Source organism: Pseudoxanthomonas sp. PXM04 (genome assembly GCF_014851695.1).
GTDB lineage: Bacteria > Pseudomonadota > Gammaproteobacteria > Xanthomonadales > Xanthomonadaceae > Pseudoxanthomonas_A > Pseudoxanthomonas_A beigongshangi.
Genome location: NZ_JACVAG010000001.1, coordinates 429,095 through 453,513 on the forward strand (window position 1 = coordinate 429,095; position 24,419 = coordinate 453,513).

At 65.7% G+C, this 24,419-nt stretch carries 26 protein-coding genes; 16 read left to right on the forward strand and 10 right to left on the reverse strand.

What is annotated here, in order from left to right:
• Positions 1-87 precede the first annotated feature (87 nt).
• Positions 88-723 (forward strand): glutathione S-transferase N-terminal domain-containing protein, encoded by a 636-nt coding sequence (locus tag IB228_RS02035; RefSeq protein ID WP_141453679.1) that lies wholly within the window; start codon positions 88-90, stop codon positions 721-723.
• 137 nt (positions 724-860) lie between these two features.
• Positions 861-1,304: a ClpXP protease specificity-enhancing factor gene (locus IB228_RS02040; RefSeq protein WP_183643511.1), complete on the forward strand. Its 444-nt coding sequence runs from the start codon at positions 861-863 to the stop codon at positions 1,302-1,304.
• A 44-nt stretch (positions 1,305-1,348) separates the two neighbouring features.
• On the opposite strand, the gene IB228_RS02045 is transcribed toward IB228_RS02040, so the two are convergent.
• The 3 genes from IB228_RS02045 to IB228_RS02055 are packed head-to-tail and all read right to left on the reverse strand — an operon-like array spanning position 1,349 to position 2,825.
• Positions 1,349-1,675, reverse strand: coding sequence for a DUF3301 domain-containing protein (locus IB228_RS02045; protein ID WP_192197425.1), 327 nt, complete (start codon positions 1,673-1,675; stop codon positions 1,349-1,351).
• Positions 1,676-1,698: 23 nt separating this feature from the next.
• Entirely contained in the window at positions 1,699-2,559 is an 861-nt protein-coding gene (gene nadC / locus IB228_RS02050) for a carboxylating nicotinate-nucleotide diphosphorylase (protein ID WP_183643505.1), read from the reverse strand.
• The gene (locus tag IB228_RS02055; protein ID WP_192197426.1) at positions 2,556-2,825 is read right to left on the reverse strand and encodes a Trm112 family protein; all 270 of its coding nucleotides are present in this window, start codon (positions 2,823-2,825) and stop codon (positions 2,556-2,558) included. Before IB228_RS02055 ends, nadC begins: the two co-directional genes overlap by 4 nt.
• A gap of 57 nt (positions 2,826-2,882) precedes the next feature.
• Between IB228_RS02055 and purE the strand changes: the two genes are divergently transcribed.
• The gene (purE, locus tag IB228_RS02060) at positions 2,883-3,392 is read left to right on the forward strand and encodes a 5-(carboxyamino)imidazole ribonucleotide mutase (RefSeq protein WP_183643499.1); all 510 of its coding nucleotides are present in this window, start codon (positions 2,883-2,885) and stop codon (positions 3,390-3,392) included.
• On the forward strand, positions 3,389-4,531 hold the full coding sequence (locus tag IB228_RS02065) for a 5-(carboxyamino)imidazole ribonucleotide synthase (protein WP_183643496.1): 1,143 nt from the start codon (positions 3,389-3,391) through the stop codon (positions 4,529-4,531). Before purE ends, IB228_RS02065 begins: the two co-directional genes overlap by 4 nt.
• A 79-nt stretch (positions 4,532-4,610) precedes the next feature.
• On the opposite strand, the gene sodB is transcribed toward IB228_RS02065, so the two are convergent.
• Positions 4,611-5,189 carry a superoxide dismutase [Fe] gene (sodB, locus tag IB228_RS02070; protein ID WP_141453672.1) on the reverse strand — a complete coding sequence of 193 codons (579 nt, stop codon included), beginning with the start codon at positions 5,187-5,189 and terminating at the stop codon, positions 4,611-4,613.
• Between the two features lie 153 nt (positions 5,190-5,342).
• On the opposite strand from sodB, the gene grxD reads away from it, so the two are divergent.
• The 5 genes from grxD to ppnN all read left to right on the forward strand — a co-directional run bounded on the left by grxD (position 5,343) and on the right by ppnN (position 12,011).
• The gene (grxD, locus tag IB228_RS02075) at positions 5,343-5,663 is read left to right on the forward strand and encodes a Grx4 family monothiol glutaredoxin (protein WP_183643493.1); all 321 of its coding nucleotides are present in this window, start codon (positions 5,343-5,345) and stop codon (positions 5,661-5,663) included.
• A gap of 10 nt (positions 5,664-5,673) precedes the next feature.
• Entirely contained in the window at positions 5,674-6,420 is a 747-nt protein-coding gene (locus tag IB228_RS02080; protein ID WP_192197427.1) for an SDR family NAD(P)-dependent oxidoreductase, read from the forward strand.
• Complete coding sequence (locus IB228_RS02085; RefSeq protein ID WP_183643487.1) at positions 6,417-7,016, forward strand: YhgN family NAAT transporter; 600 nt, start codon at positions 6,417-6,419, stop codon at positions 7,014-7,016. Before IB228_RS02080 ends, IB228_RS02085 begins: the two co-directional genes overlap by 4 nt.
• 247 nt (positions 7,017-7,263) lie before the next feature.
• Positions 7,264-10,500: a carboxypeptidase regulatory-like domain-containing protein gene (locus tag IB228_RS02090; RefSeq protein WP_183643483.1), complete on the forward strand. Its 3,237-nt coding sequence runs from the start codon at positions 7,264-7,266 to the stop codon at positions 10,498-10,500.
• 128 nt (positions 10,501-10,628) lie between these two features.
• Positions 10,629-12,011 (forward strand): nucleotide 5'-monophosphate nucleosidase PpnN, encoded by a 1,383-nt coding sequence (gene ppnN / locus IB228_RS02095; RefSeq protein WP_192197428.1) that lies wholly within the window; start codon positions 10,629-10,631, stop codon positions 12,009-12,011.
• Here the strand turns inward: ppnN and IB228_RS02100 are convergent.
• Positions 11,993-13,078: a histidine kinase gene (locus IB228_RS02100; protein WP_192197429.1), complete on the reverse strand. Its 1,086-nt coding sequence runs from the start codon at positions 13,076-13,078 to the stop codon at positions 11,993-11,995. The genes ppnN and IB228_RS02100 overlap by 19 nt on opposite strands.
• A 161-nt stretch (positions 13,079-13,239) precedes the next feature.
• Between IB228_RS02100 and IB228_RS02105 the strand changes: the two genes are divergently transcribed.
• From IB228_RS02105 to IB228_RS02135, 7 genes are all read left to right on the forward strand, one after another.
• A complete protein-coding gene (locus IB228_RS02105) occupies positions 13,240-13,797 on the forward strand; it encodes a GspH/FimT family pseudopilin (protein ID WP_183643473.1) in 558 nt (185 codons plus the stop codon).
• 16 nt (positions 13,798-13,813) lie between these two features.
• The gene (gene pilV / locus IB228_RS02110) at positions 13,814-14,278 is read left to right on the forward strand and encodes a type IV pilus modification protein PilV (RefSeq protein WP_183644782.1); all 465 of its coding nucleotides are present in this window, start codon (positions 13,814-13,816) and stop codon (positions 14,276-14,278) included.
• 5 nt (positions 14,279-14,283) lie between these two features.
• Positions 14,284-15,282, forward strand: coding sequence for a PilW family protein (locus IB228_RS20030; protein ID WP_192197430.1), 999 nt, complete (start codon positions 14,284-14,286; stop codon positions 15,280-15,282).
• Positions 15,279-15,821 carry a PilX N-terminal domain-containing pilus assembly protein gene (locus IB228_RS02120; RefSeq protein ID WP_183643467.1) on the forward strand — a complete coding sequence of 181 codons (543 nt, stop codon included), beginning with the start codon at positions 15,279-15,281 and terminating at the stop codon, positions 15,819-15,821. The genes IB228_RS20030 and IB228_RS02120 overlap by 4 nt, the downstream gene beginning before the upstream one ends.
• 11 nt (positions 15,822-15,832) lie before the next feature.
• Positions 15,833-19,189 (forward strand): PilC/PilY family type IV pilus protein, encoded by a 3,357-nt coding sequence (locus IB228_RS02125; protein WP_225562191.1) that lies wholly within the window; start codon positions 15,833-15,835, stop codon positions 19,187-19,189.
• A 26-nt stretch (positions 19,190-19,215) separates the two neighbouring features.
• On the forward strand, positions 19,216-19,605 hold the full coding sequence (locus tag IB228_RS02130) for a type IV pilin protein (RefSeq protein ID WP_192197431.1): 390 nt from the start codon (positions 19,216-19,218) through the stop codon (positions 19,603-19,605).
• A 155-nt stretch (positions 19,606-19,760) separates the two neighbouring features.
• Positions 19,761-20,012 (forward strand): DUF1272 domain-containing protein, encoded by a 252-nt coding sequence (locus IB228_RS02135; protein ID WP_192197432.1) that lies wholly within the window; start codon positions 19,761-19,763, stop codon positions 20,010-20,012.
• Between the two features lie 258 nt (positions 20,013-20,270).
• Here IB228_RS02135 and IB228_RS02140 read toward each other — a convergent pair whose 3' ends face one another.
• The 5 genes from IB228_RS02140 to IB228_RS02165 form a co-directional block, all read right to left on the reverse strand.
• Entirely contained in the window at positions 20,271-21,239 is a 969-nt protein-coding gene (locus IB228_RS02140) for a tyrosine-type recombinase/integrase (RefSeq protein ID WP_192197433.1), read from the reverse strand.
• Positions 21,240-22,046: 807 nt separating this feature from the next.
• Positions 22,047-22,994 (reverse strand): hypothetical protein, encoded by a 948-nt coding sequence (locus tag IB228_RS19900; protein WP_192197435.1) that lies wholly within the window; start codon positions 22,992-22,994, stop codon positions 22,047-22,049.
• Complete coding sequence (locus IB228_RS02155; protein WP_192197436.1) at positions 22,987-23,688, reverse strand: hypothetical protein; 702 nt, start codon at positions 23,686-23,688, stop codon at positions 22,987-22,989. The genes IB228_RS19900 and IB228_RS02155 overlap by 8 nt, the downstream gene beginning before the upstream one ends.
• Positions 23,678-24,250, reverse strand: a complete 573-nt coding sequence (locus IB228_RS02160) for an MT-A70 family methyltransferase (protein ID WP_192197437.1) — start codon at positions 24,248-24,250, stop codon at positions 23,678-23,680. The genes IB228_RS02155 and IB228_RS02160 overlap by 11 nt, the downstream gene beginning before the upstream one ends.
• Positions 24,243-24,419, reverse strand: coding sequence for a hypothetical protein (locus IB228_RS02165; protein WP_192197438.1), 177 nt, complete (start codon positions 24,417-24,419; stop codon positions 24,243-24,245). The genes IB228_RS02160 and IB228_RS02165 overlap by 8 nt, the downstream gene beginning before the upstream one ends.

Consider the following 24,419-nt stretch of genomic DNA (forward strand, 5'->3'; position numbering starts at 1 on the left):
GATTGCACACTCGGGGACCGTGGCGACCGCCGGCAAGGGGCTGGCGGCGTCGGTGCGATCGGCGGATTCCGATCGTCGGAGAGCCTGATGGCTGCGAGTCCACGTATGCGCAATACACTGACTTTGTTTTCCTCCATCGATGACGTGCTGTGCCATCGGGTACGGCTGGTGCTGGCCGCCAAGGGCGTCAGCTACGACTTCGTGCCGGTGGATCCGCAGAACCCGCCCGAAGATCTCATCGATCTGAATCCCTACCATTCCGTGCCCACGCTGGTGGAACGGGATCTGGTGCTGTACGCCGCCTCGGTGGTCAGCGAATACCTGGACGAACGCTATCCGCATCCTCCGCTGATGCCGGTGGATCCGCTTTCGCGCGCGCGCCTGCGCCTGGCGATGCTGCGCATCGAGCACGACTGGGTGCCGCAGGTGCAGGCCATCCAGCTGGGCAACAAGCAGCAGGCCGAGGCCGGCCGCAAGCGCCTGAAGGAATTGCTGACCGCGTCGGTGCCGCTGTTCAAGGCGAGCAAGTTCTTCCTCAACCCCGAAATGAGCCTGGCCGATTGCGCCATGGCGCCGATCATCTGGCGGCTGCCGTCGCTGGACATCCCGCTGCCCAAGGATGGCAAGGCCATCGAGGACTACGGCAACCGCATCTTCCGCAACCCCGGCTTCATCCGCAGTCTCACCGATGCGGAGAAGAAGCTGCGCGACATCCCGAACTGAATCCGGGACGACGCGAGTGAAGTCGCTGCCGCGGCGCTGGCATGGAACCGCGGGACGGTCGTGACTTATCCTAGGTCGGTGGCGTATGCCGCCGGCTCCGACGTCCGTGCAGCGGACGACTTCACCAGGCAGTACCGATGAATGATGAAACCCCCCGCATGACCAGCCACCGTCCGTACCTGTTGCGGGCACTGGTGGAATGGATCGCCGACAACGGCATGACCCCGCACCTGCTGGTCGACGCGACCCAGGCGGGCGTGCAGGTGCCGGCCAGCGCGGTGAAGGAAGGCAAGGTGGTGCTCAACATCGCCGAGCGCGCGGTCGTGCAGCTGCACATCGACAATCATTCGGTCAGCTTCACGGCGCGTTTCGGTGGCGTGAGTTTCCCGGTGATGGTGCCGATTTCCGCCGTGCTGGCGATCTATGCGCGCGAGACCGGACAGGGCATGGCCCTGCCCGACGATGGTCATTCGCCCGGACCGGACGATGACGGTGGCGATGACGGTGCCGGTCCCGACAGCCCGGGCGACGACGACACCCCCGCGCCGCCGAAGCGTCCGCACCTGCGGGTGGTCAAGTAGGCGAGGCCATCCCACGGTAACGACTGTAGGAGCCCGACCGGGACTCAGTGCTCGAACGGCACCACGCTGGGCCGCGCCGGACCGACGAACGAGACCAGCGTTTCGCCGCGCAGCACCAGCCGGCCGGTATGCCGGTCCATGCCGTCGTAGGAGTACTCGAAGCGGAACGTGCGTTCCCAGCCCAGCCGGCCGTCCTCGTTGCGCCGCAGGCGCAGGCCGGCGGCGTGCACGGTCTGGTCCAGCCAGATGACGCCCGCGGCGGAACAGGCATTGCGGCCGAGCGCTTCGGCGCGCTCGGCGGCCGCGCGCGCGGCGTTCCAGTACGCGAAGGCGGCGGCGCCGGCGATCATCAGCAGGATCAGGCTGGGCATGGGATGGCGGAACCGGGCGGGAACTAGCCGCGCTCGCCCGGCGGCGGACCGAGCTTGAGCGACAGGTCGATGGCGTGGACGTGCTTGGTCAGCCCACCGATGGAGATGCAGTCGACGCCGTCCTCGGCGATGCCGCGCAGCGTGCCCATGTCCACGCCGCCGGAAACCTCCAGCGGAATGCGGCCGGCGGCGATGCGTACGGCTTCCCGTCGCGTCGGCGCGTCGAAATCGTCGATCAGGATGCGATCGCAACCTTCGCGCAGCGCTTCTTCCAGTTGCGCCAGCGTTTCCACTTCCACGATCAACGGCAGGCCGGGCCGGGCTTCCCGCGCCGCGCGGATGGCGCCGCCGAGCGAGCCGTAGGCACGGATGTGGTTCTCCTTCAGCATCACCGCGTCGTACAGGCCGATCCGGTGATTGTGTCCGCCCCCGCAGCGCACCGCGTACTTCTGCGCCAGGCGCAGGCCGGGCAGGGTCTTGCGGGTATCCAGGATCTTCGCGCGGGTTCCCGCCACCGCCTCGACATGGCGCGCGGTCGCGGTGGCGGTGCCGGACAGGGTCTGCAGGAAGTTCAGCGAGGTCCGCTCCGCGGTGACGAGCGCACGCGAATGGCCCTGCAGGGTGGCGAGCACGGTGCCGGCGGTGATGCGATCGCCTTCGGCCACGCGCCAATCGATCCGCACCTGCGGGTCGAGCATCCGATGGGCCGCGTCGAACCACGGGCGTCCGGCGATGACGCCATCCTCCTTGCACAGCAGGTAGGCGCTGTCGGGACGGTCGGGCAGCAGCGCGGCGGTGACGTCGCCATCGCCGATGTCCTCGGCCAGCGCGCGGCGAACGTCGCCTTCGACGACCTCGGCGGGAGGTGGCTGCAACCCGCTCATCGCGCGGGGAAATCCGCCAACTGCGAAGTGGCGATGGCCTCCTCGGCCAGCAATACCGGAATGCCGTCGTCGACCCGGTAGAGCGTCCGTCGATCCTGGGTGACCAGCGCTTCGCGCAGCGCTTCGGCCTGGGGCGAACCGTCCGCGCGGGTCACCCCGCCCGCCGCGATCGCGCGGTTGGCCGCGTCCAGCCCACGACCGTCGAGCAGCGACAGGGACTGGCGGGTGGTGGGGCAGCAGAGGATGTCCAGCAGTTTGCGGTCCATGGGTCCAACGTCGTTCGGCAAGGAGGGTAGAATACGTCTTTGCGACAGAGGACGGCCATGACCGCCACCGTTGACAGCCCCGTCGTGGGCATCGTGATGGGTTCCCGTTCGGATTGGGAAACCATGCAGAACGCCGCCCAGAAGCTCGACGCGCTGGGCGTGCCCTACGAGGTGAAGGTGGTGTCCGCGCACCGGACCCCGGACGTGCTGTTCTCCTATGCCGAGACCGCCGGTCCCCGCGGCCTGCGCGCGATCATCGCCGGAGCCGGCGGCGCCGCCCACCTGCCGGGTATGCTGGCATCCAAGACGGCGGTGCCGGTGCTCGGCGTGCCGGTGCAGTCCAAGGCGCTGAACGGCATGGATTCATTGCTGTCGATCGTGCAGATGCCGGCCGGCATCCCGGTCGCCACGTTCGCGATCGGCAATGCCGGCGCCGCCAACGCGGCGCTGTTCGCCGCGGCCCTGCTGTCTCCCGAATACCCCGCGATCGGCGCCGCGCTGGCGACGTTCCGCGCGCGCCAGACCGACGACGTGATGGCGCACGACGATCCGCGCCTGCCGGCATGACCACGGTCGGCATCCTCGGCGGCGGGCAACTGGCCCGCATGCTCGCCCTTTCCGGCGCTCCCCTGGGCCTGCGTTTCCTGGTGATGGACACCGAGGCCGACGCCTGCGCCGGCCAGTTCGCGCCGCTGCTGGTGGGCGACTACCGCGACGAGGCCGCACTGGCCGAGTTCGCCGGCAAGGTCGATGTCGCCACCTTCGATTTCGAGAACGTGCCGGCCGAAAGTGCCGAATGGCTGTCCGCGCGGGTGCCGGTGTTCCCCAACCCGCGCGCGCTGGCGACCGCGCAGGATCGCCTGGCGGAGAAGACGCTGTTTCGCGAACTGGATATCCCGGTACCCGATTTCGCGCCGGTATCCAACCGCGCGGAACTGGACGCGGCGCTGGCCAGCGTCGGCGTGCCGTGCATCCTCAAGACCCGCCGCCTGGGTTACGACGGCAAGGGCCAGTTCCGCATCCGTGCACTGGCCGATGCCGACGCGGCATGGGACGCGCTGGGCGCGCAGGCGGCCAAGGTCGGCCTGATCGTGGAAGCCTTCGTGCCGTTCGAGCGCGAGCTCTCCGTGGTCGCCGTGAGGGGGCGCGACGGCGAGTTCCGCACCTGGCCGCTGACCGAGAACTGGCACGTCGACGGCGTGCTGTCGGCGAGCCTGGCGCCGGCGCGGGCCGATGACGCGGTCGCCAGGACCGCGATCGATTACGCGCGCCGCCTGGCCGAGCGCACCGACTACGTGGGCGTGTTCGCGCTGGAACTGTTCTACCGCGACGGCCAACTGCTCGCCAACGAGATGGCGCCGCGCGTGCACAACTCCGGGCACTGGACCATCGAAGGCGCGGAAACCTCGCAGTTCCAGAACCACCTGCGCGCGGTGCTCGGCCTGCCGCTGGGCGATACGCGCATGCTCGGGCATGCGTGCATGCTCAACTGGATCGGCCAGATGCCGGATGCGCTGGCGCTGCTGGGCGAAGCCGGCGGACATTGGCACGATTACGGCAAGCTGCCGCGCGCCGGCCGCAAGGTCGGGCACGCCACCGTGCGCGCCGACGACGTGGCGGAACTTGCGCAGGCGCTGGAGCGTGCCGGCCGCGCGCTGGGCCGCGAGGCGCAGGTGGCGCCGGTCATCGAACGCCTGCGCGGCTGAGCGCGGGCGGGTTGCGTGAAAAGCAGAAGGCCGGGGCATGCCCCGGCCTTCCCTGGTTTGCGGCGGTGAAACTCTGGATTCAGCGCAGGTTGCCGGCCACGAAGTCCCAGTTCACCAGCGCCCAGAACGATTCCACGTACTTCGGACGCGCGTTGCGGTAGTCGATGTAGTAGGCGTGTTCCCACACGTCGATGGTCAGCAGCGGCTTGTCCTCGCCGGTCAGCGGGGTGGCGGCGTTGGAGGTGCTGGCCAGCGCCAGCGAACCGTCCGGACGCTGCACCAGCCAGCCCCAGCCGGAACCGAAGGTACCGATGGCGGTCTTGGTGAACTCTTCCTTGAACTTGGCGAAATCGCCGAACGCCTTGTTGATCAGCTCGGCCAGCTTGCCGGTCGGCTCGCCGCCGCCATTGGGCTTCAGGCAGTTCCAGTAGAAGGTGTGGTTCCAGATCTGGGCCGCGTTGTTGAACATGCCGCCCTGGGACTTGCGCACGATCTCTTCCAGCGAAAGATCGGCGAACTCGGTGCCTTCGATCAGCTTGTTGAGGTTGTCCACATAGGTCTTGTGATGCTTGCCGTAGTGGTAGTCGATGGTTTCGCCGGAAATGTGCGGCTCGAGCGCCGTACGGTCGTAGGGCAGGGGGGGCAGTTCGATGGCCATGGCTGGGATCCTTGCGCTAGGCGGTGGAAGGGGGGCGTCGGCAGGGCGGCGCACGGGGGCTTACAATGGCGTTCCCGGCGGACGCGGTCCGTCGGGACGGGCGGAAGTGTACCCGACACCGGTTGGGTTACCGTAAAAGCAGGAGAAAACAGCATGCCGGTGATGGAACGCATCCAGGCCGAAGTCGAAAGCCATCCGATCGTCCTCTTCATGAAGGGCACGCCGGAATTTCCCATGTGCGGCTTTTCCAGCCGCGCCGTGCAGGCGCTGCGCGATGCCGGCGCCGAACAGCTATACACCATCAACGTGCTGGAGGAGCCGGAAATCCGCGCCAACCTCCCGCGCTTCTCCAACTGGCCGACGTTCCCGCAACTGTTCATCCAGGGTGAACTGATCGGTGGCTGCGACATCACGCTGGAACTGCACGAGTCCGGCGAACTGCGGCGCATCGTCGCCGAAGCCCTGTCGCCGTGAGGCCAGGTCCGTGAGCCTCATCGATCTGCCTACCCGCGCGGTACGCGCGCTGGACAACCGCGTGGTGCTGATCAGCGGCGCGCATGGTGGCCTTGGCGCCGCCGCCGCGCTGGCATGCGCCGAAGCGGGCGCGACCCTGGTGCTGCTGGGACGCAAGGTGCCCAAGTTGAACCGCATCTACGACGCGGTGGCGCAGGCGGGACAGGAGCCCCTCTTGTATCCGCTGGATCTGGAAGGCGCTTCGCCCGACGACTATGCCGAACTGGTCGACCGCCTGTACGCGGAACTGGGGAGGTTGGACGGCGTGCTGCATTGCGCCGCCGAGTTCCGCGGCCTGACCCCGCTGGAGCACACGGATCCGGCGGCGTTCGCGCGCGCGCTCCACGTCAACCTGACCGCGCCGTGGTGGCTGTCGCAGGCCTGCCTGCCGTTGCTCAAGCAGTCCGATGACGCCGCGCTGGTATTCGCCATGGACGACCTGTCCCGGGTGGGGCAGGCCTACTGGGGCGGTTACGGCGTGGCCCAGCATGGGCTGGCCGGCCTGGTGGACATGCTGGCGGCCGAACTGGCCGGTGGACCGGTCAGGGTCTCGGGCCTGCAGCCCGGGCCGATGAGCACCGGCCTGCGCTCGCGCGCCTATGCCGACGACAGCGACGGCCAGGCCTGTGATCCGGCCCGGTACGGGGCCGCCTGTGTCACATTGCTGTCATCCGCGGGCGCCGAACACCGGGGCCGCGTCTGGACCGTCCGGGCATGACCATCCTTTCGGCCGCACTGCTGTTGTTCCTGATCCTGGACCCGCTGGGCAACATCCCGGTGTTCCTGAGCGTGCTCAAACCACTGACGCCGCAGCGGCAGCGGGTCGTGCTGGCCCGCGAACTGCTGATCGCGCTGGCCGTGCTGATGATGTTCCTGTGGGGCGGCAAGTATTTCCTGGAAATGATGCACCTGCGGCAGGAGTCGGTGGCGATCGCCGGCGGCATCGTGCTGTTCCTGATCGGCATCCGCATGATCTTCCCGCGGCCGGAAGGCCTGATGGGGGAAATCCCCGGCGGCGAGCCATTCATCGTGCCGCTGGCCATCCCGCTGGTGGCCGGCCCGTCCGGCATGGCGGCGGTGATGCTGATGGGCAGCAACGAGCCGGCCCGGCTGGCGGACTGGAGCCTGGCCCTCATCCTGGCCTGGGGCGCGACCTCGGCGATCCTTTTCTCCGCCACACTGCTCTACAAATGGCTTGGCCGGCGCGTCCTGACCGCGGTCGAACGCCTGATGGGCATGCTGCTGGTGGCCCTTTCCGTGCAGATGTTCCTGGACGGCATCGGGACCTACCTCAAGCTGCCGCCGAGCATCTGAGCCGGCGCCGGGAAAAAGTGCTGCAGCGCGGAATTTTTGTCACGCGGCGGTCACAAAATGGTCCTATCGTGTTAACCTGTTATTAACCAACGCGGCCGTTCCGCGTAGGCTCAGGGAACCCCAGAAATGCCCCCCCACGACCCGCCGAGAGGCGGGCCGCCTGCGCGTCCGCATTTAGCCAGCCAGTTTCGCAACGCCAATTCCCGTACCGAGGCTCACACTCATGAATCAATCCCGTTGTCTCCGGATGTCCAAGCTCACCCTTGGCCTCGTCGCCGCGCTTGCCGCCGCCCCGGTCTTCGCCCAGAGCACCTCCGCCGGCGTCGGCGGCGTGGTCACCGGTGCCGATGGCCAGCCCGTCACCGGTGCCGAGGTGGTCATCACCCACGTCGAATCCGGCACGACCAGCCGCGTCACCACCGACGCCAGCGGCCGTTACAGCGCCCGCGGCCTGCGCGTGGGCGGCCCGTACCAGATCACCGTGACCAAGTCCGGCTCCGGTACCAAGACCGAAGACAACGTCTACCTGAACCTCAACCAGGTCAACACGGTCAATGCCGCGCTGACCGGCGATGCCACCACCACCCTCGAGACCGTCACCGCGGTCGGCGTGGCGGGCGGCTCGGAAGTGTTCAGCGCCACCAAGATGGGCACCGGTTCCAACATCAACCGCGAGAGCATCGAAGCGCTGCCGTCGGCGAACCGCAACATCCAGGACTACATCCGCCTGGATCCGCGCATCTCGCAGGTCAGCAAGGCGGACGGCGCGATCTCCGCGGGCGGCCAGAACACGCGCTACAACGCCATCCGCATCGACGGCGTCAGCGTCGCCGACCCGTTCGGCCTGGAATCCAACAACCTGCCGACCGAACGCCAGCCGGTCTCGATGGACGCCATCGAGGAAATCAACATCGATCTGGCCAACTACGACGTGACCATCGTCGGCGGCACCGGCGCGGTGATCAACGCGGTCACCAAGTCGGGTACCAATGAATTCCACGGCACCGTCTACGGCACCTATCGCGACAAGAGTTGGGTGCGCGAGGAACTGGAAGGCGTCAAGTTCAACGGCTTCGACGACGAAATGACCTACGGTGCCACCTTCGGCGGCCCGATCGTCAAGGACAAGCTGTTCTTCTTCGCCAACTACGAGAAGTACGAGCGCAGCGCGCCGGGCACCAGCCTGACCAACACCCCCTACGGCACCGGCAACATCACCGACGCCGACATCGCCGACCTCGTTTCGGCGGCCAACGACCACGGCATCAGCGCGGGCGGTTTCACGCTGCCGGGCACCAACAAGACCGAGATCGAAGAGTACGCGCTGAAGCTGGACTGGAACATCAACGAAAACCATCGCGCCGCCCTGCGTTACAGCAAGCTGGAGCAGAGCGTCCTGCGCTTCCCGGAAATCGACAACAACAGCGTCTCGCTGAGCAGCTTCTGGTACGCGCTGCCGAAGACCTTCGAAAGCTACGTCGGCGAACTGTTCAGCGACTGGAACGAGAACTTCTCCACCGAGTTCAAGGTCGGCTACAAGGACTACTCGGCGGTGCGCAGCACCTTCTCGAACCTGCCGCAGATCGAAGTCCGCGGTTTTGGCTCCAACGGCCAGTCGTCGGTGTTCCTGGGCACCGAGATCAACAGCCATGTCAACATCATCGAGACCAAGGAAACGACCGCTTTCGGTGCGGCCAACTGGTACATCGGTGACCACACCGTGAAGTTCGGCTTCGACTACTCGAAGAACGACATCCTGAACTTCTACGGCCGCGCGGTGAACGGCGTCTATTCGTTCGACAATATCGACGCGTTCCGCGCCGGCACGCCGAGCAACTACCAGATCCGTGCCCCGCGTCCGGGCGGCAGCATCAACGACATCCCGGCCGAGTACACCCTGAAGAACGTCGGCCTGTTCGCGCAGGACACCTGGGCGGTCAACTACAACCTGACCCTGACCTTCGGCCTGCGCGTCGATATCCCGGACTTCAGCGACCAGCGCCTGTACAACCCGCTGATCGAGCAGACCTACGGCTACGACAACACCCAGACCGTCGATGACAAGCTGGTGCAGCCGCGCTTCGGCTTCAACTACACCTTCGACAGCGACCGCCCGACCCAGCTGCGTGGTGGCGTGGGCCTGTTCGGTGGCGCTGCCCCGAACGTGTGGCTGGCCGGCACCTACCAGAACACCGGCCTGAACTACGTCGAATACAGCTGCTCCGGCGACCAGGCCCCGGTGTTCTCGCCGAGCCCGGCGCCGAACATCCCGGCCAACTGCCAGGCCGGCAACGCGCGCGCCAACGTCGACATCGTCGAGCCCGGCCTGAAGCTGCCGTCGGTGTGGAAGGCGAACATCGCCCTGGATCACGAACTGCCGTGGTACGGCATTGTCGCGTCGGCCGAGCTGCTGTTCACCAAGGTCAACGACGGCATCGTGGTGGACCGCCTGGACATGTACAACGCCACCGGCCAGGGCCCGACCGCCTACGGTCAGGATGGTCGTCCAATCTTCTGGAACGCGGCTGGCCTCAACCCGGCCAACGCCAATCCGACCCGGGGCATTGTCTACACGCCCAATGGCCCGTCTCCCAAGGCCAACCGCCCGGCCGGCATCGGCGATGTGATGCTTCTGCGCAACACCGACGAGGGCAAGAGCCGCCAGTACACCTTCGGCCTGAACAAGCCGATGCTCAACGACTGGTCCTGGTCGCTGGCGTACACCTACACCAAGGCGACCGAAGTCAGCCCGCTGACCAGCTCGCAGAACACCTCGAACTGGGGCAGCACCCTGATCGGTGCGGTCAACGGCGATACCGCGTGGGACTCGCGCTATGCCATCCGCGATCGCATCACCGGTACCGTGGAGTGGAAGCACCAGTTCTTCGGTGACTACGACACCCGCATCGGCCTGTTCTACGAAGGCCGCACCGGCCGTCCGTACAGCTACATCTACTACAACGATCTGAACGGCGACAGCAACCCGACCACCAGCACCAGCAACGCCGGTCTGTTCAACGACCTGTTCTACGTGCCGGCGGCCCCGGGCGACGTGCTGTTCACCGGCGGCGCCCAGATGGAGCAGGCGTTCTTCGACTGGTTGAGCCAGAACCCGGAACTGCAGAAGTATCGCGGCCAGATCGCGCCGGCCAATGCGTTCCGCGCCAAGTGGGTCAACAGCTTTGACGTGCGCTTCAGCCAGGAACTGCCGGGCTTCATGAAGGGCCACAAGACCGAGCTGTCGCTGGACATCATGAACATCGGCAACCTGCTGAACAAGAAGTGGGGCCTGATCGACGACTACGGTTTCAACTCGACCCGCCGCGTGGCCAGCTACGCCGGTATCGATCCGGCCACCGGCAAGTACGTCTACCACTTCAGCGGCAGCACCGACAGCTCGCAGATCCAGGAAAACAACAACGACAAGGGCAACACCGGCGTGTCGCGCTGGTCGGTCATGTTGGGCCTGAAGTACAAGTTCTAAGCCGCAAGGCCAGGGAACACCAGAAACGGCCGGGGCAACCCGGCCGTTTTTTTATGGGAATGCCTTGAGCGCGGGACTGCGCTAAAGTCATCGGGTCATGACACGAAAAAACGACGGGAAACAAACATATGAGTGAAGCGCCATCGAGGGCGTTGCCGGTACAGAACGCGCAGATCCACCCCCGCGGGGCGCTGGATGTGCTGTCCCGGGCCGAAGTGGCCCGCCTGCGCGACGCTTCGGCGGGCGGCATGCACGACCTGCTGCGCCGCTGCGCGCTGGCCGTCCTGACCAGCGGCAGCGCGTCGGACGACCCGCGCGCCGCCCGCGACCTGTACCCGGATTTCGACATCCAGGTGCTGCAGCAGGACCGTGGCGTCCGCATCGATCTGTTCAATGCGCCGGCGATGGCCTTCGTCGACGGCGAGATCATCCGGGGCGTGGCCGAACTGCTGTTCGCGGTGGTTCGCGACCTGGCCTATACCGCCATCGAGTTGGGGCCGGATTGCAAGGACGACCTGGACACCTCCTCGGGCATCACCAACGCGGTGTTCGGACTGCTGCGCAATGCGCGCATCCTGCGCCCGGCCGACCCGAACCTGGTGGTGTGCTGGGGCGGCCACTCGATCTCGCGCGATGAATACCTGTACACCAAGCAGGTCGGCTACGAGCTGGGCCTGCGCGGGCTGGACATCTGCACCGGCTGCGGTCCGGGCGCGATGAAGGGGCCGATGAAGGGCGCCACCATCGCCCACGCCAAGCAGCGCCGCCGCACCACGCGCTACATCGGCATCACCGAGCCGGGCATCATCGCCGCGGAATCGCCGAACCCGATCGTCAACCACCTGGTGATCATGCCGGACATCGAGAAGCGCCTGGAGGCGTTCGTGCGCATCGGCCACGGCATCATCGTGTTCCCCGGCGGCGTCGGTACGGCGGAGGAAATCCTCTATCTGCTGGGCATCCTGCTGCGCGAGGAAAACGCCGAACTGCCGTTCCCGCTGTTCCTGACCGGACCGACCATCGCCGCGCCGTACTTCGAGCAGATTGATCAGTTCATCCGCCTGACCCTCGGCGAGGAAGCGACCCGGCGCTACGAAATCATCATCGGTGACCCGGTCGCGGTGGCGAAGAAGATGGGGGCCGGCATCCGCAAGGTGCGCGAGTACCGAATCCAGCAGAAGGACTCGTTCTTCTTCAACTGGGCGGTGGATATCCCGGGCGATTTCCAGCAGCCGTTCGTGCCCAGCCACGAAGCGATGGCCGCGCTGGATCTGCACCATGGCCGTCCCGCGCACGCGCTGGCGGCGGACCTGCGCCGCGCGTTCTCCGGCATCGTCGCCGGCAACGTCAAGGAAGACGGCATGCGCCGGATCGAGGAGTTCGGTCCGTTCGAGATCCATGGCGACGCCGACATGATGCAGGCGCTGGACGCGCTCCTGCGCGCCTTCGTCGAGCAGCGGCGCATGAAGATCGCCGGCGAGTACAAGCCCTGCTACCGGGTGCTGACCTGATCAGGCCCATCCGGGAAAGCGGAAAGCGCCGCTTTCCCGGCTTCATTCCCGCCCTCGCGCGGTAGGGTGATGACGGCCAGGTAATGGCCGTCTTCCTGGCGGGTTTCCAGTTGCCCCAGGCCCTGGGTCAGCGCATGGATGCGGGCGCGCACCGAGCTCTGGCCGACCTGGTGCCCGCGGGTCGGCATCGCCCGTTCCGGGATCGGATTGCGGATGGTGATGACGATGTCGCGCACCGATGCCGCCACGCCGATGTCGAGCGTGCCGCCGGACGGACTGGGTTCGATGCCGTGGCGAATGGCGTTCTCCACGAGCGGCTGGATGGACAGGGTAGGAACCCTCACCTCCGGCACGGTGTCGGGCAGGTCCCAGCGTGCGTGCAGGCGTTCGCCGAAGCGCAGGCCCTCGATCTCCAGGTAGCGCCGGGTCAGCGCCAACTCCTCGGCCAGCGGGATCTCGCGGGGACCGGCCAGGGCCGCGCGAAACAGATCCGACAGATCCAGCAGCATCCGTTCGGCATCCTGCGGTCGTTGATGGACCAGCGCGGTGGCGCTGTTGAGCGTGTTGAACAGGAAGTGCGGCCGTATCCGCGCCTGCAGCGCCTCGAGTTCCGCCTGCTTGGCCTTCACCGCCATCTGGCGCGCGCGCCAATGATTCTGGAAGGCGGCCAGACCGAGCAGGCCGACGGTGATGGCCACGCCGGTGAAGCGCAGGAACATATCTTTCCAGTCGTCCTTCAGGCTTGACCATAGATCGCCCAGCAACAACCAGGTGGCTGCGCAGAACAGCCAGGTGGTCAGTACCAGCAGGCACAGCGCGGTATATGCGACATAGGGCGGACGCAGCCTGCCCAAGGGGCGCCGCAGCAGATAAAGGGCGCCCAGGGTGGTCAGCGAGATCCATTGGACGACCAGCGAGGTGAGCCCGAAATAGACCCAGGGACTGACGCCTCCGCCCGGTGCCAGGGTCAGTACCGCTGCGACGCCTTCCCCCGCGAGCACGACCCAGATGATGGCGGGGGCCTGCCAGAGGGCATCGAGTGGCGCGTTCTGCTGGACTGCCTTCATGGACCGGCGAAAAAGGGGAGACCCGGCCGCATGATGCCCGAAGGACCGGCGATTGGCAGCGTCCGCCCGTTGATGCCTTCAACGCCGCCGCCCATCGGCTCCCGACTGGCGGTCGCGGCGCACCGGGTCTACGGTGCGCCTGCTCACCGGGGAAGCAACCTATGTCATCTGGATGCAAGCGTGAGGCCCGGAGATGGGCTGGCAGGGGTGCCGGCCAAGCGGGTTTCAGCCTGATTGAACTGCTCGTGACCGCGGCCGTGCTGGCCATCCTGGCGGCGGTGGCATCGCCGTACCTGCTGGCCGTGGTCAACAACAACCGGCTGGCCAGCGGGACCAACGAGATCATCGCGGCGTTCCAGCAGGCGCGCATGGAGGCCATCCGGCGCAATGGCAGCGTCTCGGTCTGCCGGACCACCGACGGCGCCACCTGCGCCAACGATGCCGGCAATTGGGGACGCTGGCTGGTGGTGGTGGCCAGCGACGGCGAGGTGCTTCGCTCGGGAACCGCGACCGCTCCGCTGCGCCTGAGCGGCGGGCAGGGAACGATCACCTTCCGTGCCGATGGTCTTGCCCGCACGGGGGGCGCCCTGGTTTCCGCCGACATCGTCACCGTCTGCATTCCCACCACGCAACCCGCGGAAAACCGTCGCGTCATCAACATGGGAAGCGGCAGCCGCATTTCCACCTCGTCGAACAATGGCAACGGCGTTTGTCCCTGAAACCATGGGCATTTCCATGAATCGATTGCGTCATGCTTTTCCCGCCAGAACGCAGCAGATCGGCGCGGGCCTGCTGGAAGTGCTGATCGCCGTGTTGATTCTCGGGGTCGGCCTGCTTGGCATCGCCGCGATGCAGGCAACCGCCCTGCGCAACAGCCAGAGTTCGCTCGAGCGCAGTCAGGCGATCATCCAGACCTACGCCATCCTGGATGCGATGCGGGCCAACATCGACGTCGCGCGGATCGGGGGATACAACCTCACCGCGATGACCTGCAATGCCCCCGATGGGGGTGCGTCGCTGGCCGCCACCGATCTGCACAACTGGATCCAGTCCCTGCACGCCACGATCGGTGAAACAACCTGCGGGCAGATCAATTGTGGCGGCGTGAGCTGCGAGATCACGGTGCAATGGGATGAATCGCGCAGTGCCCGCGGACAGGAAGAGACCACCCAGCAGGTCACCACGAGGACCCGGCTATGAGGCGCGTGCAACCCCAACGCCGGTTTTCCATCCGCGGCCTTTCGCTGGTGGAGTTGATGATCTCCATGCTGCTGGGCATGCTGGTCGCGGGCGCGGCCATCACCATCTTCATGAGCAACCGCGAGACCTATCGCGCGACCGACAACCTGGGACGCGTCCAAGAGAACCTTCGCACCTCGTTCGAGCTGATGGCACGCGACGTGCGCGAAGCCGGCGGCAACCCATGCGCCAACGACCTGCCCATAGCCAATGTGCTGAACGACCCGGCGGCGTCGTGGTGGTCCAACTGGAACGGAGGGCTGATCGGTTACGACGGCGGAACCGCGGCCCAGGGACTGAATACCGGTGGTGGCACCGCAGAGCGCGTCGCGGGCACGGATGCGATTGAAATCAAGGCCAGCGTCGACAGCAGCATCCGGGTGGTGGTCAAGATGCCCGAACCCTCGGCGGACATCGAGGTCAACGCGACCACGGGCCTGCAGAACAACGACGTCATCATGATCTGCGATTTCAACCAGGCCTCGATCGTCCAGGTCACCCAGACCCCGGCCGGCCTCAAGATCCAGCACAACAGCGGTGCGGGCACACCGGGTAACTGCACCAAGCACCTGGGTTATCCGGTGGTCTGCACCAATGGTGCGGGCAACAGCCCCTACCTGTATGACCAGAACGCGGTCATCGCCGTGTATCGCGCCATGCAATGGTACGTCGGCAACAATGCGCGCGGGGGAAGATCGCTGTATCGCCGCACGCTTCGCTTCAACGGGGCCGCGCCCGAGGCCCAGGCCGAGGAAATCGCCGACGGCGTCACCGACATGCAACTGGAATACCTGGTGCGGGGGGACGATGAATATGTCGATGCGGACCCCAGTCCCGACTGGCCCAATGTGGTCGCGGTCAAGATTGTCCTGACCCTGCGAACCAACGAGAACGTCGGCACGGATGGCAACCCGATCAACCGCCGGCTCGAGCATACCGTGGCATTGAGGAACCGCGCGCCATGAATCGACAACATTCCACTCGAGGCCGGGGTGCCGGACGCCAGCGCGGCGCCACCCTGATCGTCGTGCTCATCCTGTTGCTGGTGATGACGTTGCTGGCGTTGGCGAGCATGCGCGGTACGCTGCTGGAGGAGCGCATGAGCGCCAACCAGCGCGATCGCAGTCTGTCTTTCCAGGCCGTCGAAGCCGCCCTGCGCGAAGGTGAGGCCATCGCCGCGCAGAAGCAGATATATGCGGCCGGATGCGCCAACGGACGCTGCGGCATCCCGGATCCCCAGGCAGCGCCGGTGTGGACCAGCGAGGACGTCTGGGCCGCGGCGCCGGTAGCGCAGACACAACTGGGCGACCAGACCGCGCAGCCGAAGTACATCATCGAGCTGCTGGCCACCAACGTGCCTCCCAAGGGCACCTGCACCACCACCGGCGACGTGTCGCTGACCAGCGGCTGCACGGGCACCGAGTACCGCTACCGCATCACCGCGCGCAGCCAGGCCAACGATCGTGCCGAAGTGCTGCTGCAATCCACCTACGCCGTGCCGTGACGGACATTCCTATGAACATCCCCAACAACAAACCGCGTGGAAACAGGAAGGGGAGCCATGGTGGCCGCCTGTTGCCGATGCTGCTGGCCTGCGCGGCCACGCTTGTTTCGCTGCCAGGCGGGGCGATCACGGTTCCGGACGTGCCTTTGCAGTCCGGCCGGCCGTACCCTCCGCCGAACATGATGTTCATCCTGGACGACTCCGGTTCGATGAATTTCATCGCCATGCCGCATGACGTGGCGGACCCCTGGGACCCGCAGCGCGACGATTACGGTGTGCGGATAGGGCTGCGCGACAACCTTGCCGACAAGTCCTATATCAACAACAGCATCTACTACAACCCTGCGGTGACGTACCACGCGTGGATGGGCGCCAATCGGTCCCGCTACACCGGCGGCACCACCTACGGTTCGGCCTACTGGAATCCCAGCGCGCTGACCGATGCCATCGACCTGGGGGAGCAGGTACAGACCTTCTTCGTGCCGAAGAATCCCGCCACGGCGACAACGGCCACCGGTCTCGGCGACTACTATCGTTTCCAGATCCTGACGGACGGGCGCATCATCCGCAGCGCCGTGGGCAATCGCAACGATGCGAACGGCGTGGCGGATTCCGGCTGCGGCAACAATCGGAATGGCGGCTACGACAGCACCAACGATGTCTATTGGCGAGCCTGCATGGTTACGACCCCGACCACGGGGCGTGATGCGGCCGCCGAGAAGATCAATTATGCGACCTGGTATTCCTATCACCGCACCCGCATGAAGGTCGCCAAGGCCGGCGCCAGCGAGGCATTCGCGCAGCTTGAAAGCAACATCCGCGTGGGCCTGGACACGCTCAACCGCAACATCAGCGGCCTGCCGTATTACATTCCCGTGGATTCCAGTGGCGGCCGGTTCGAAGGCGCCAACAAGACAACCTGGTTCACCTACCTGCAAACGGCGACGGGCGGTGGCAATACGCCATTGCGGCGCGCATTGCACCGGGCCGGACAGTATTTTTCGGGCCTGGCCACGGGGGCGCCCGATCCGATGGGACCGGTGATCGAGGGTTCCATGCTGAGCTGCCGCCAGAACTTCACCATTCTCACCACCGATGGCTACTGGAACAGCGATTCTGGCTTCAATGCCGTGGGCGACGCGGATGGCACGGCTGGGCCCACCGTCACCGGTCCCAACGACAAGAGCTATACCTACGCGGTCGCCTCGCCCTACCGGGACAATTTCGCGACCTCGCCCGGCAGCCGGGGCAACACCCTGGCCGATATCGCCATGTACTACTGGAAGCGCGACCTGCGCGACCTGGAAAACGATGTCCCCGATTCGGACGACGATCCGGCGTTCTGGCAGCACATGGTCACCTTCGGCGTCTCCATCGGACAGAAGGGCACCCTGAATCCCACCCAGGCCACCCTGGATGCAATCACCAACGGCAGCACGCGCTGGCCGGACCCCATCAGCAACAGCGGCGCACAGCGCATCGACGATCTCTGGCACGCGGCGGTCAATGGGCGTGGCGATTTCATCGTGGCCAACAATACCCAGAACTTCGTCCAGGGCCTGCAGGATGCCATCAACACCATGGCCAAGCGCCAGGGGTCGGCATCCAACGTGACCGCCAACAGTACCTCATTCGTATCGGACACGCGTGTCTACCAGGCCAAGTACATGTCGGGCAGCTGGACCGGCGAGTTGTCCGCCTATGACGCCACCGCGGCGGGCGTGGCGCGAAACCCGGCCTGGGAGGCCTCGCGGCAGTTCCCGGTGTGGAGTTCCCGCAGCATCTTCACCTGGAACGGGACCCAGGGGGCGACGTTCCCGACCAGCGATCAGGTCACCCTGCTCAACCAGAGTTCGCGCCTGGTCGCTCCGGTCAATGGCACGGACAATGCCAACTACATCAAGGGCGACGCGTCGCGCGAGCGCAAGAACACCAATGGCACCCTGCGCAACCGGGATGTGCTGCTGGGCGACATCGTCAACTCGTCGCCGATGTACGTGAAGGACAGCGAGACGATCTTCGTGGGCGCCAACGACGGCATGCTGCACGCATTCTCGGCCATCAGCGTGGGTAGCGGCAACAACGCGATTCCGGGAGGACGGGAGCTGTTCGCCTACGTTCCGGCCGGGGTGAACTTCACCGACCTGGCTTCGCTGAGCAACCCGAACTACCAGCACAAGTACTTCGTGGATGGCCCGATCGTGGTATCCACCCGCGCGCAGACCGGCGGCCGCAACTACCTGGTTGGCGCGCTCGGGCGCGGCGGCAAGGGCCTGTTCGGGCTGGACGTCACCGACCCCGCGCGCTTCCGCGCCACCGACGTGAAGTGGGAACTCACCAGCGGCACCCATATGGGCAACGTCCTGGGCGAGCCACTCATCGTCACGCTGAATGACGCCAACCACACCAAGGCCATCGTGGTCGGCAACGGCATCAACAGCACCAGCGGCAATGCGGTCCTGTTCGTGATCAACATCGCTACAGGCGCCGTTATCCAGACCATCGATACCGGCGTGAGCGGCGACAACGGCATGGCCGCGCCGCGTGGCTGGGATGAAAATGGCGACGGCACGGTCGACTACATCTATGCCGGCGACATGCGCGGCAATCTGTGGAAATTCGACTTCACCGGTGCGACCGCTTCGATCGCCTTCAGCGGCCAACCGATGTTCACCACCGCTTCCGGCCAGCCGATCACGACGGGTCTCGCGCTCGCCCGCGAGCCGCAGTCGGGACGGCGCTGGGTATTCGTCGGCACCGGCAGCTTCATCAGCGAAGACGACGTGGACAACACGACGACCCAGTCCGTGTACGCGCTCATCGACAGTTCGAGCGAGCCGATTGGGCGTGACGACCTGATCAGCCGGGACATCGTGGTGACCGGCACGATGAATGGCTCCGTGGTGCGCGGCTTCGAAACCCATGGTGGCCTGGTGGACACCGCGAAGGGCTGGTACCTCAACCTGGGCACGCCCACCGCGGGCGAGCGCGTGGTGAGTCGACCCGCGATCCTGGGCAAGGTGCTGATCTTCAGCAGCATCATCCCGCCACAGGATGACAACCCCTGCGCCGCCGGCGGTTCCGGCTTCCTGAACGCGATCGATGCGTTCACCGGTACCAGCACCAGCAAGACGTTCTTCGATGCCAACAATGACGGTACCGTCAACAGCTCCGATCAGATCGCGAATGGCAATACACGCTTGCCGGTGGGATCGTTCGATCCGGGCGTCGGCATGCCGACACTGCCGACGGTGATCGACAAGTTGATGGTGGTGGGCGGCTCGAAGGGCACGCTGAACGATACCGCGATCGATCCCGACATGGGCGCACCCAGACGGGTCTCGTGGCGCGAGATTGTCCGTGACTAGCCAAGTTCGAACCTGAGGAAACCGGAATGAAGCAACGAGGATTCTCCCTGCTCGAACTGCTGATCGTGCTGGCGATCACCGCCATCCTGGCGACGATTGCCTACGCCAGTTATCGGGATCAGGTCATCAAGTCACGGCGATCGGCGGGCGCCGCCTGCCTGCAGGAACGGGCCCAGTACCTGGAGCGTTTTTACACGACGAATATGACCTACCGGGAAGCTCCACTCGGTGAGTGCGATGCGGAAGTGGCGCAGTTCTACAATATTGAACCGGTCGGCGATTTCGACGACACCAGTTATGCGATCGAGGCTGTTCCGACAGAAGAACAGCCGGATCCCAAATGCGGCACGCTCACGCTGAACTCCAGAGGAGAGAAGGGCGAGAGCGGAACCGGGACGGTGGCGGATTGCTGGTGACACGCGCCGCGGGCCGCTGGCCCGCCGTCGCGTCAAGGGGATGAAGCACGGGCACGGCGTGGTCGTCGTGCTTTGCCGACAGGAGTTGACACGCGACCATCCATCCGTGCGCGGCGGGATACGATTTCCCGGAGCGCCCGACCTCGGTACGAGCCATGCTTGAACTGCGCCCTTTTTGCGAATGCTGCGGAAAAGCGCTGCCGCCGGAATCGCCGGAAGCGGTCATCTGCACCTTCGAATGCACATTCTGCATGGACTGCGCCCGCGAGGTGTTGAACGGGATATGCCCCAATTGCGGCGGCAACTTCAGCGCGCGTCCCATACGCCCGGCGCATCTGCTGGACAGGTACCCGCCGTCGGAAATACGCGTTGTCAAGGCAGGTGGTTGCCGGTCACGGCCGGAATAGGGCGGCGACTCCGCGGATGCGCCGCATTGCGGCATATGCCGGCCCAACAAAAAAGCCCCGCATCGCTGCGAGGCTTTCGAATCTGGCGCCCGAAGTTGGACTCGAACCAACGACCCCCTGATTAACAGTCTCCTTTTGCAACATCGAGCTCGGAGCCTGTTTCCAGGGATTCCCCGTCGCTTGGCTCGTCCAATACTGGCCTGCGCGATATGCCCTGAAACGTCGAAAGCAAATTAGCAGGATTACTCATATTGGACGCTAACGGGTGGGTTTCTGGCGCTGCACTTTGCGCCGGTAATGCCTGCGGGTGACCTTCGAATCGGAGTGGCCGAGCAGGGCCTGCGCCTCTTCGTCGGTGGCTTTGTCGCTGCCAGCCTTTGCGCGCAAGTCATGGAGTCGGACGTCGGCCACCCGCGGATCGACCTTGGCGGCATTCGCGCGCGCTGTGCGCCAGAGAGCGCGCAGGCCGCTCGGGGTGTACGGACCGACACCGCGCGCCGCGTGCTTGCCCTTGGGCTTGCTCTCGAACAGCCACTCGCGCCCGAACCGCCGCCATAGGCGCTTCGCATCTTCCACGACGGACTTGAGCTCGTCGGACCATTCCAGGCCCTGCCACTTCTTGCTCTTCGTGTTCCAGTAGGTGAATCCCTCGTCGTCGAGGTCGGTCATCTTCACCCGAAGCGCGTCGCTCTGGCGCATGCCGGTGAGCTCGATGAAGCGGGCGATGCAACCGAGTTTCGGGCTCGCCGCCTCGATCAGTATGTCCAGTTCCTCGTCGGTCACGTATCGGTCTCGCGGGTTTTCCTCGTTGCGCAGCTGCAATCCCTTCGTCGGGTCGTGCCCACGGAACCCGTGCAAGATGCGGGCGTGGGTGTAGGTGAGCGACAGAAACGCCTTGTCGCGATTGGCCTGCACGGTGCCCTCGGAGATCACGTAGCGGGTCACCTGGTCCGCCTCCAGGTCCTCCAGCGGCATGTGCCCGAATACCGGACCGAGCCTGGTCGCGCTGTGCTGGTAGCCTTCAATCGTAGCCTTCGATAGCGGGCGCTTGTGCTTCCGCGTCTTGCCGTGCTCGATGGCGCTCCACATGGCGTCGTTGATCGTCCGCACCCGCTTCGGGGTGCCGACGAAGGCGGCATATTTCGTGAGCGCAGCGCCGTACTCGCGGCCCAGCGGATGCCATTTCCCGTCCTTGACGAAGTAGTACGCCCCGCGCCGCTGGAACATGGAGCGGGGCAGGTGCTTGTTGTGCTTACGCGGCCTTCCCACCGACGTTCTCCCAGTTGGGTTCAGACTTCTTCCGCGGCGAACCGCTGCGCTCGGCGCTGAGCACCGCGGCCCGTTCCACTAGCGGCCGACCAACAGCATTCGGACGGAAGGGGATGCCCATGGCGGCAAGGGCGCGGCACTGGGCTGACCACCTCTGTCGTTCGGTCAACTGCTGCACCTCTTCAGGGGTGAGCCAGGAATCAGACATCATCTCCCCCTCGCAGCCGCCCGTAGTTGCGCGCGGATCGCGTCTACCAGATCAGGGTGGCGCTTCCGCCATCCGGCCCAGCTGGAATCGCGCAACTTGAATCGAATCCAGACCGGGAGGTCGGCGGTTGGCTTGAACGGCGCACGGCCGTGATAGCACCGCCGGCAGAGTTGGGCATTGTCCCGCCGGTCTCCTGCGGTCTTCTGGTGCTTACCGCAGAAGAACAGTCCACAGCCATGTTCGCCGCCGTAGGCATCACCACCGCAGACATATGACAGACCACGGTCGATCTCTTCGCTGCACCCAGGGTGGTCGCACGTTGCCGGGACGCCGTAGCCGATGTCCCGCTTCCACGTTGAATCAAAGCCGATTGACCAGCCCATCACCGCTCCCCCTTCGCGCCGTCGGGCGTGGTGGGCCGCTCACTCGCTGGATTGGCGTAGTGCGGCATGTTGTCGTAGCCGCAGTCATTGCACTCCCAGCCCGTGTCTAGGTGCGGAGAACCGCAACGCAGGCAACGCTCGTGTTCAGGGTCAACGCCGCCGATGTGGAGTTTCTCAACCATTGCCCACCCCCGGCGCGGCGGCGTCGATGGCTGCGGTTAGTTCGTCGGCACAGACCGCGACCGAATCCGCCACAGCAACGCCGGCATCGGTGTTGCCAATGGTATTGAGCATCTGTCCAGCTTCGTGCTTCCACCGCGCCACCAACTCCCGCAACTTTCCGACATCGACGCCCGGCGGAAGGGTGGTGTAGAACGCCGTCAATGGGCGAGCGTGACAGAATGATTCCGAAAGTGCGCGGTCTTGGTCTCTGGTCCAAAACCGAATGTTTCTCCCGTCCTCGCTGAACTGAATCCAGATTGAGGCGCGAGCAGTCGCCGAGCCAGCTCCCCATTCTGCCGACCAGTTCGTCAATGATTCAGCGTGGGACTCTGGGGAGTGCGGCCATAGCGCAGCAACAGCATTCGGGCTCACCTCATGGCTAGAGAAGCGCTCATTCACCTGAGTGGCGACACGCTCAGCCTCAGCCTTGCTAGGCGCCGCATGCACGTCATCCGGGCCTTGAAGGTGCAGGCACCAAAGGTCGTGACTGGAGGCATTCCCCTCCACCCCGGCGGCGTCCTGCGGGGTTGTGGCGCGCTGGATCGAAACCAGTTCGTGGTATGCGGCGGTAGGGATGGAATCGGCGTAGGTGCCGAGCCACTTTTCCAGCTGGCCCCACACGTCGCCCGGCACCTCGCGCGACTGGGGTGCGTATCGATTGGCGATGCAGTTGTCACACGCCTTGCCGTTGAAGAAATCATTGGGCGTGCACGGACCCTTACACGCCTCCCCGCCACGCGGCTGCGCGGAGAGGGCGGCGGTGATGAGGGGAATCCACGCCGACTCCAACTTCTGGGGCGTCGTCTCGGCGCACACGATGTTGCCGATGGTGGTGTCCGCGTAGGGCGCCTGCATCATGGCCCAGAAGAGATCTTGAGCCCGCTTTTCCAGGTCACACATGGTCGGAATCCTCGGCGGCGACTTCGGGCTCGGCAGGCAGTGGATGCCAGGCATCGGCATAGCTGGCCGTGCGTGCAACGACCACGCAATCCGGCCGGGGCGCATCAGACGGCATGTGGCCGATGGAGATTTCCTGTGTGTCGTCGTTCCACAGCAGGACTTTCGTATCGACAGGGCAGGTTTCCATTGGCCGCCACCTCGGGGACGGCCGCTGCTCCAGCGCGCCCAACTGTCCGGAATCTCCGGATGGTTCGTTCAGGGGCAACTCTTCGGGTTTTCCGAAGGGTTGGTTCAGCGCCGCGACGGCGAGCATGGCGCGGTAGCCCTCGCGCGCTTGGTGGCGGCGGATTGCCCGCGCGGGATGCCCGTAGTCGTCAGGCCAGACACTTTTGCCTGCGTGCCTGTCGCAGATGACCTCGACCATCTCCGGCGTCGGCTCCCTCGGAACCAGCACCACCCCCTCCGGAACCTGCGGCGCGGGGGTGAGGGCGCTATCGATGGCTGCGCGACCGGCGTCGGTGACTTCGTACTCGAAATTGTCCTTTCCTTCGGCCAACCATTCGCGCGCGACGAGGCGTTCGATTTCCTCGAGCTTGAGGGTCGTTCCGCCGTTCCAGCCGAACTGGGTGTCACAGACGATGAGTAGGCGTAGGTCGTCGCGTGCCTGTGCTGAAGGGCTTTTGCTATCGGACATGGCCGGCGGCCTCCTGGATGAGCGATTGGGAAAGGCAGCGGCCGTCGATTTCGTGTCCGAACGATTCCCAGCCCGGGCGCGCGCTGCGGGCGAAGAGTTCGGCGCGGCGGCCGGCGGGATAGAGCGATTCGATCCGGTCGTACACCTCGACCGGCTTCGCGGAATGCTTCAGCCGCTCAGCGAGGACAACCTGCCGCTGCGCCCGGGACGCCACCGGCATGCGGCCGCGCACGGCGAGCAGGCAGGGCTCGGTGTTGGCCCGGGTGTAGTGGCCCATACCGATGTGGTGATTCCCTGCCTTGGTCGTCTTGACCCACACGAAAGCGCAGGTCCGGAACCGGAAGCCCCAGGCGTCGATGACGCGCAGGGCGTCGGGCATCGTCGGCCAGGTGGCCCACAGGAACAGGGCGGCATTCGGAGCGGCGATGTCGCTCACCGGCAAGGCGGCGATGTCGCGGACCTTCATGGTCGGGTAGTGGCGCTCAGCGCCGCCGCGGTGCCGCGACTTGTCGGCGTACTGCCACGCCGGATCCGCCAGGATCACGCTGTAGGGCTCAGCCATGGCGCACCTCCTGCCGGCGCAGGCGGCGGGCCAGGCGACGCCACCAGCGGTTCGCCAGCGCGCCCTGAAGGCGCTCTATCTCGCTCGCGGCCTGGACGAGCTGAGCGCGCAGCTGGTCCTTCGTGGGCTGCTTCATGCGGCGCGGCGGCCGGGGAAAGAGCTGGTCCAT

What these genes read in the sequence shown, in the direction of transcription:
- IB228_RS02085 (WP_183643487.1), top strand. Translation starts at nt 6,417, where the DNA reads ATGACCATCCTTTCGGCCGCACTGCTGTTGTTCCTGATCCTGGACCCG.
- IB228_RS02135 (WP_192197432.1), top strand. Translation starts at nt 19,761, where the DNA reads ATGCTTGAACTGCGCCCTTTTTGCGAATGCTGCGGAAAAGCGCTGCCG.
- IB228_RS19900 (WP_192197435.1), bottom strand. Translation starts at nt 22,994, where the DNA reads ATGTGTGACCTGGAAAAGCGGGCTCAAGATCTCTTCTGGGCCATGATG.
- IB228_RS02155 (WP_192197436.1), bottom strand. Translation starts at nt 23,688, where the DNA reads ATGTCCGATAGCAAAAGCCCTTCAGCACAGGCACGCGACGACCTACGC.
- IB228_RS02040 (WP_183643511.1), top strand. Translation starts at nt 861, where the DNA reads ATGAATGATGAAACCCCCCGCATGACCAGCCACCGTCCGTACCTGTTG.
- IB228_RS02100 (WP_192197429.1), bottom strand. Translation starts at nt 13,078, where the DNA reads ATGAAGGCAGTCCAGCAGAACGCGCCACTCGATGCCCTCTGGCAGGCC.
- IB228_RS02055 (WP_192197426.1), bottom strand. Translation starts at nt 2,825, where the DNA reads ATGGACCGCAAACTGCTGGACATCCTCTGCTGCCCCACCACCCGCCAG.
- IB228_RS02045 (WP_192197425.1), bottom strand. Translation starts at nt 1,675, where the DNA reads ATGCCCAGCCTGATCCTGCTGATGATCGCCGGCGCCGCCGCCTTCGCG.
- IB228_RS02120 (WP_183643467.1), top strand. Translation starts at nt 15,279, where the DNA reads ATGAATCGACAACATTCCACTCGAGGCCGGGGTGCCGGACGCCAGCGC.
- IB228_RS02165 (WP_192197438.1), bottom strand. Translation starts at nt 24,419, where the DNA reads ATGGACCAGCTCTTTCCCCGGCCGCCGCGCCGCATGAAGCAGCCCACG.
- IB228_RS02125 (WP_225562191.1), top strand. Translation starts at nt 15,833, where the DNA reads ATGAACATCCCCAACAACAAACCGCGTGGAAACAGGAAGGGGAGCCAT.
- IB228_RS02065 (WP_183643496.1), top strand. Translation starts at nt 3,389, where the DNA reads ATGACCACGGTCGGCATCCTCGGCGGCGGGCAACTGGCCCGCATGCTC.
- IB228_RS02035 (WP_141453679.1), top strand. Translation starts at nt 88, where the DNA reads ATGGCTGCGAGTCCACGTATGCGCAATACACTGACTTTGTTTTCCTCC.
- pilV (WP_183644782.1), top strand. Translation starts at nt 13,814, where the DNA reads ATGAATCGATTGCGTCATGCTTTTCCCGCCAGAACGCAGCAGATCGGC.
- IB228_RS02090 (WP_183643483.1), top strand. Translation starts at nt 7,264, where the DNA reads ATGTCCAAGCTCACCCTTGGCCTCGTCGCCGCGCTTGCCGCCGCCCCG.
- nadC (WP_183643505.1), bottom strand. Translation starts at nt 2,559, where the DNA reads ATGAGCGGGTTGCAGCCACCTCCCGCCGAGGTCGTCGAAGGCGACGTT.
- sodB (WP_141453672.1), bottom strand. Translation starts at nt 5,189, where the DNA reads ATGGCCATCGAACTGCCCCCCCTGCCCTACGACCGTACGGCGCTCGAG.
- IB228_RS02160 (WP_192197437.1), bottom strand. Translation starts at nt 24,250, where the DNA reads ATGGCTGAGCCCTACAGCGTGATCCTGGCGGATCCGGCGTGGCAGTAC.
- IB228_RS02105 (WP_183643473.1), top strand. Translation starts at nt 13,240, where the DNA reads ATGTCATCTGGATGCAAGCGTGAGGCCCGGAGATGGGCTGGCAGGGGT.
- purE (WP_183643499.1), top strand. Translation starts at nt 2,883, where the DNA reads ATGACCGCCACCGTTGACAGCCCCGTCGTGGGCATCGTGATGGGTTCC.
- grxD (WP_183643493.1), top strand. Translation starts at nt 5,343, where the DNA reads ATGCCGGTGATGGAACGCATCCAGGCCGAAGTCGAAAGCCATCCGATC.
- IB228_RS02130 (WP_192197431.1), top strand. Translation starts at nt 19,216, where the DNA reads ATGAAGCAACGAGGATTCTCCCTGCTCGAACTGCTGATCGTGCTGGCG.
- IB228_RS02140 (WP_192197433.1), bottom strand. Translation starts at nt 21,239, where the DNA reads ATGTTCCAGCGGCGCGGGGCGTACTACTTCGTCAAGGACGGGAAATGG.
- ppnN (WP_192197428.1), top strand. Translation starts at nt 10,629, where the DNA reads ATGAGTGAAGCGCCATCGAGGGCGTTGCCGGTACAGAACGCGCAGATC.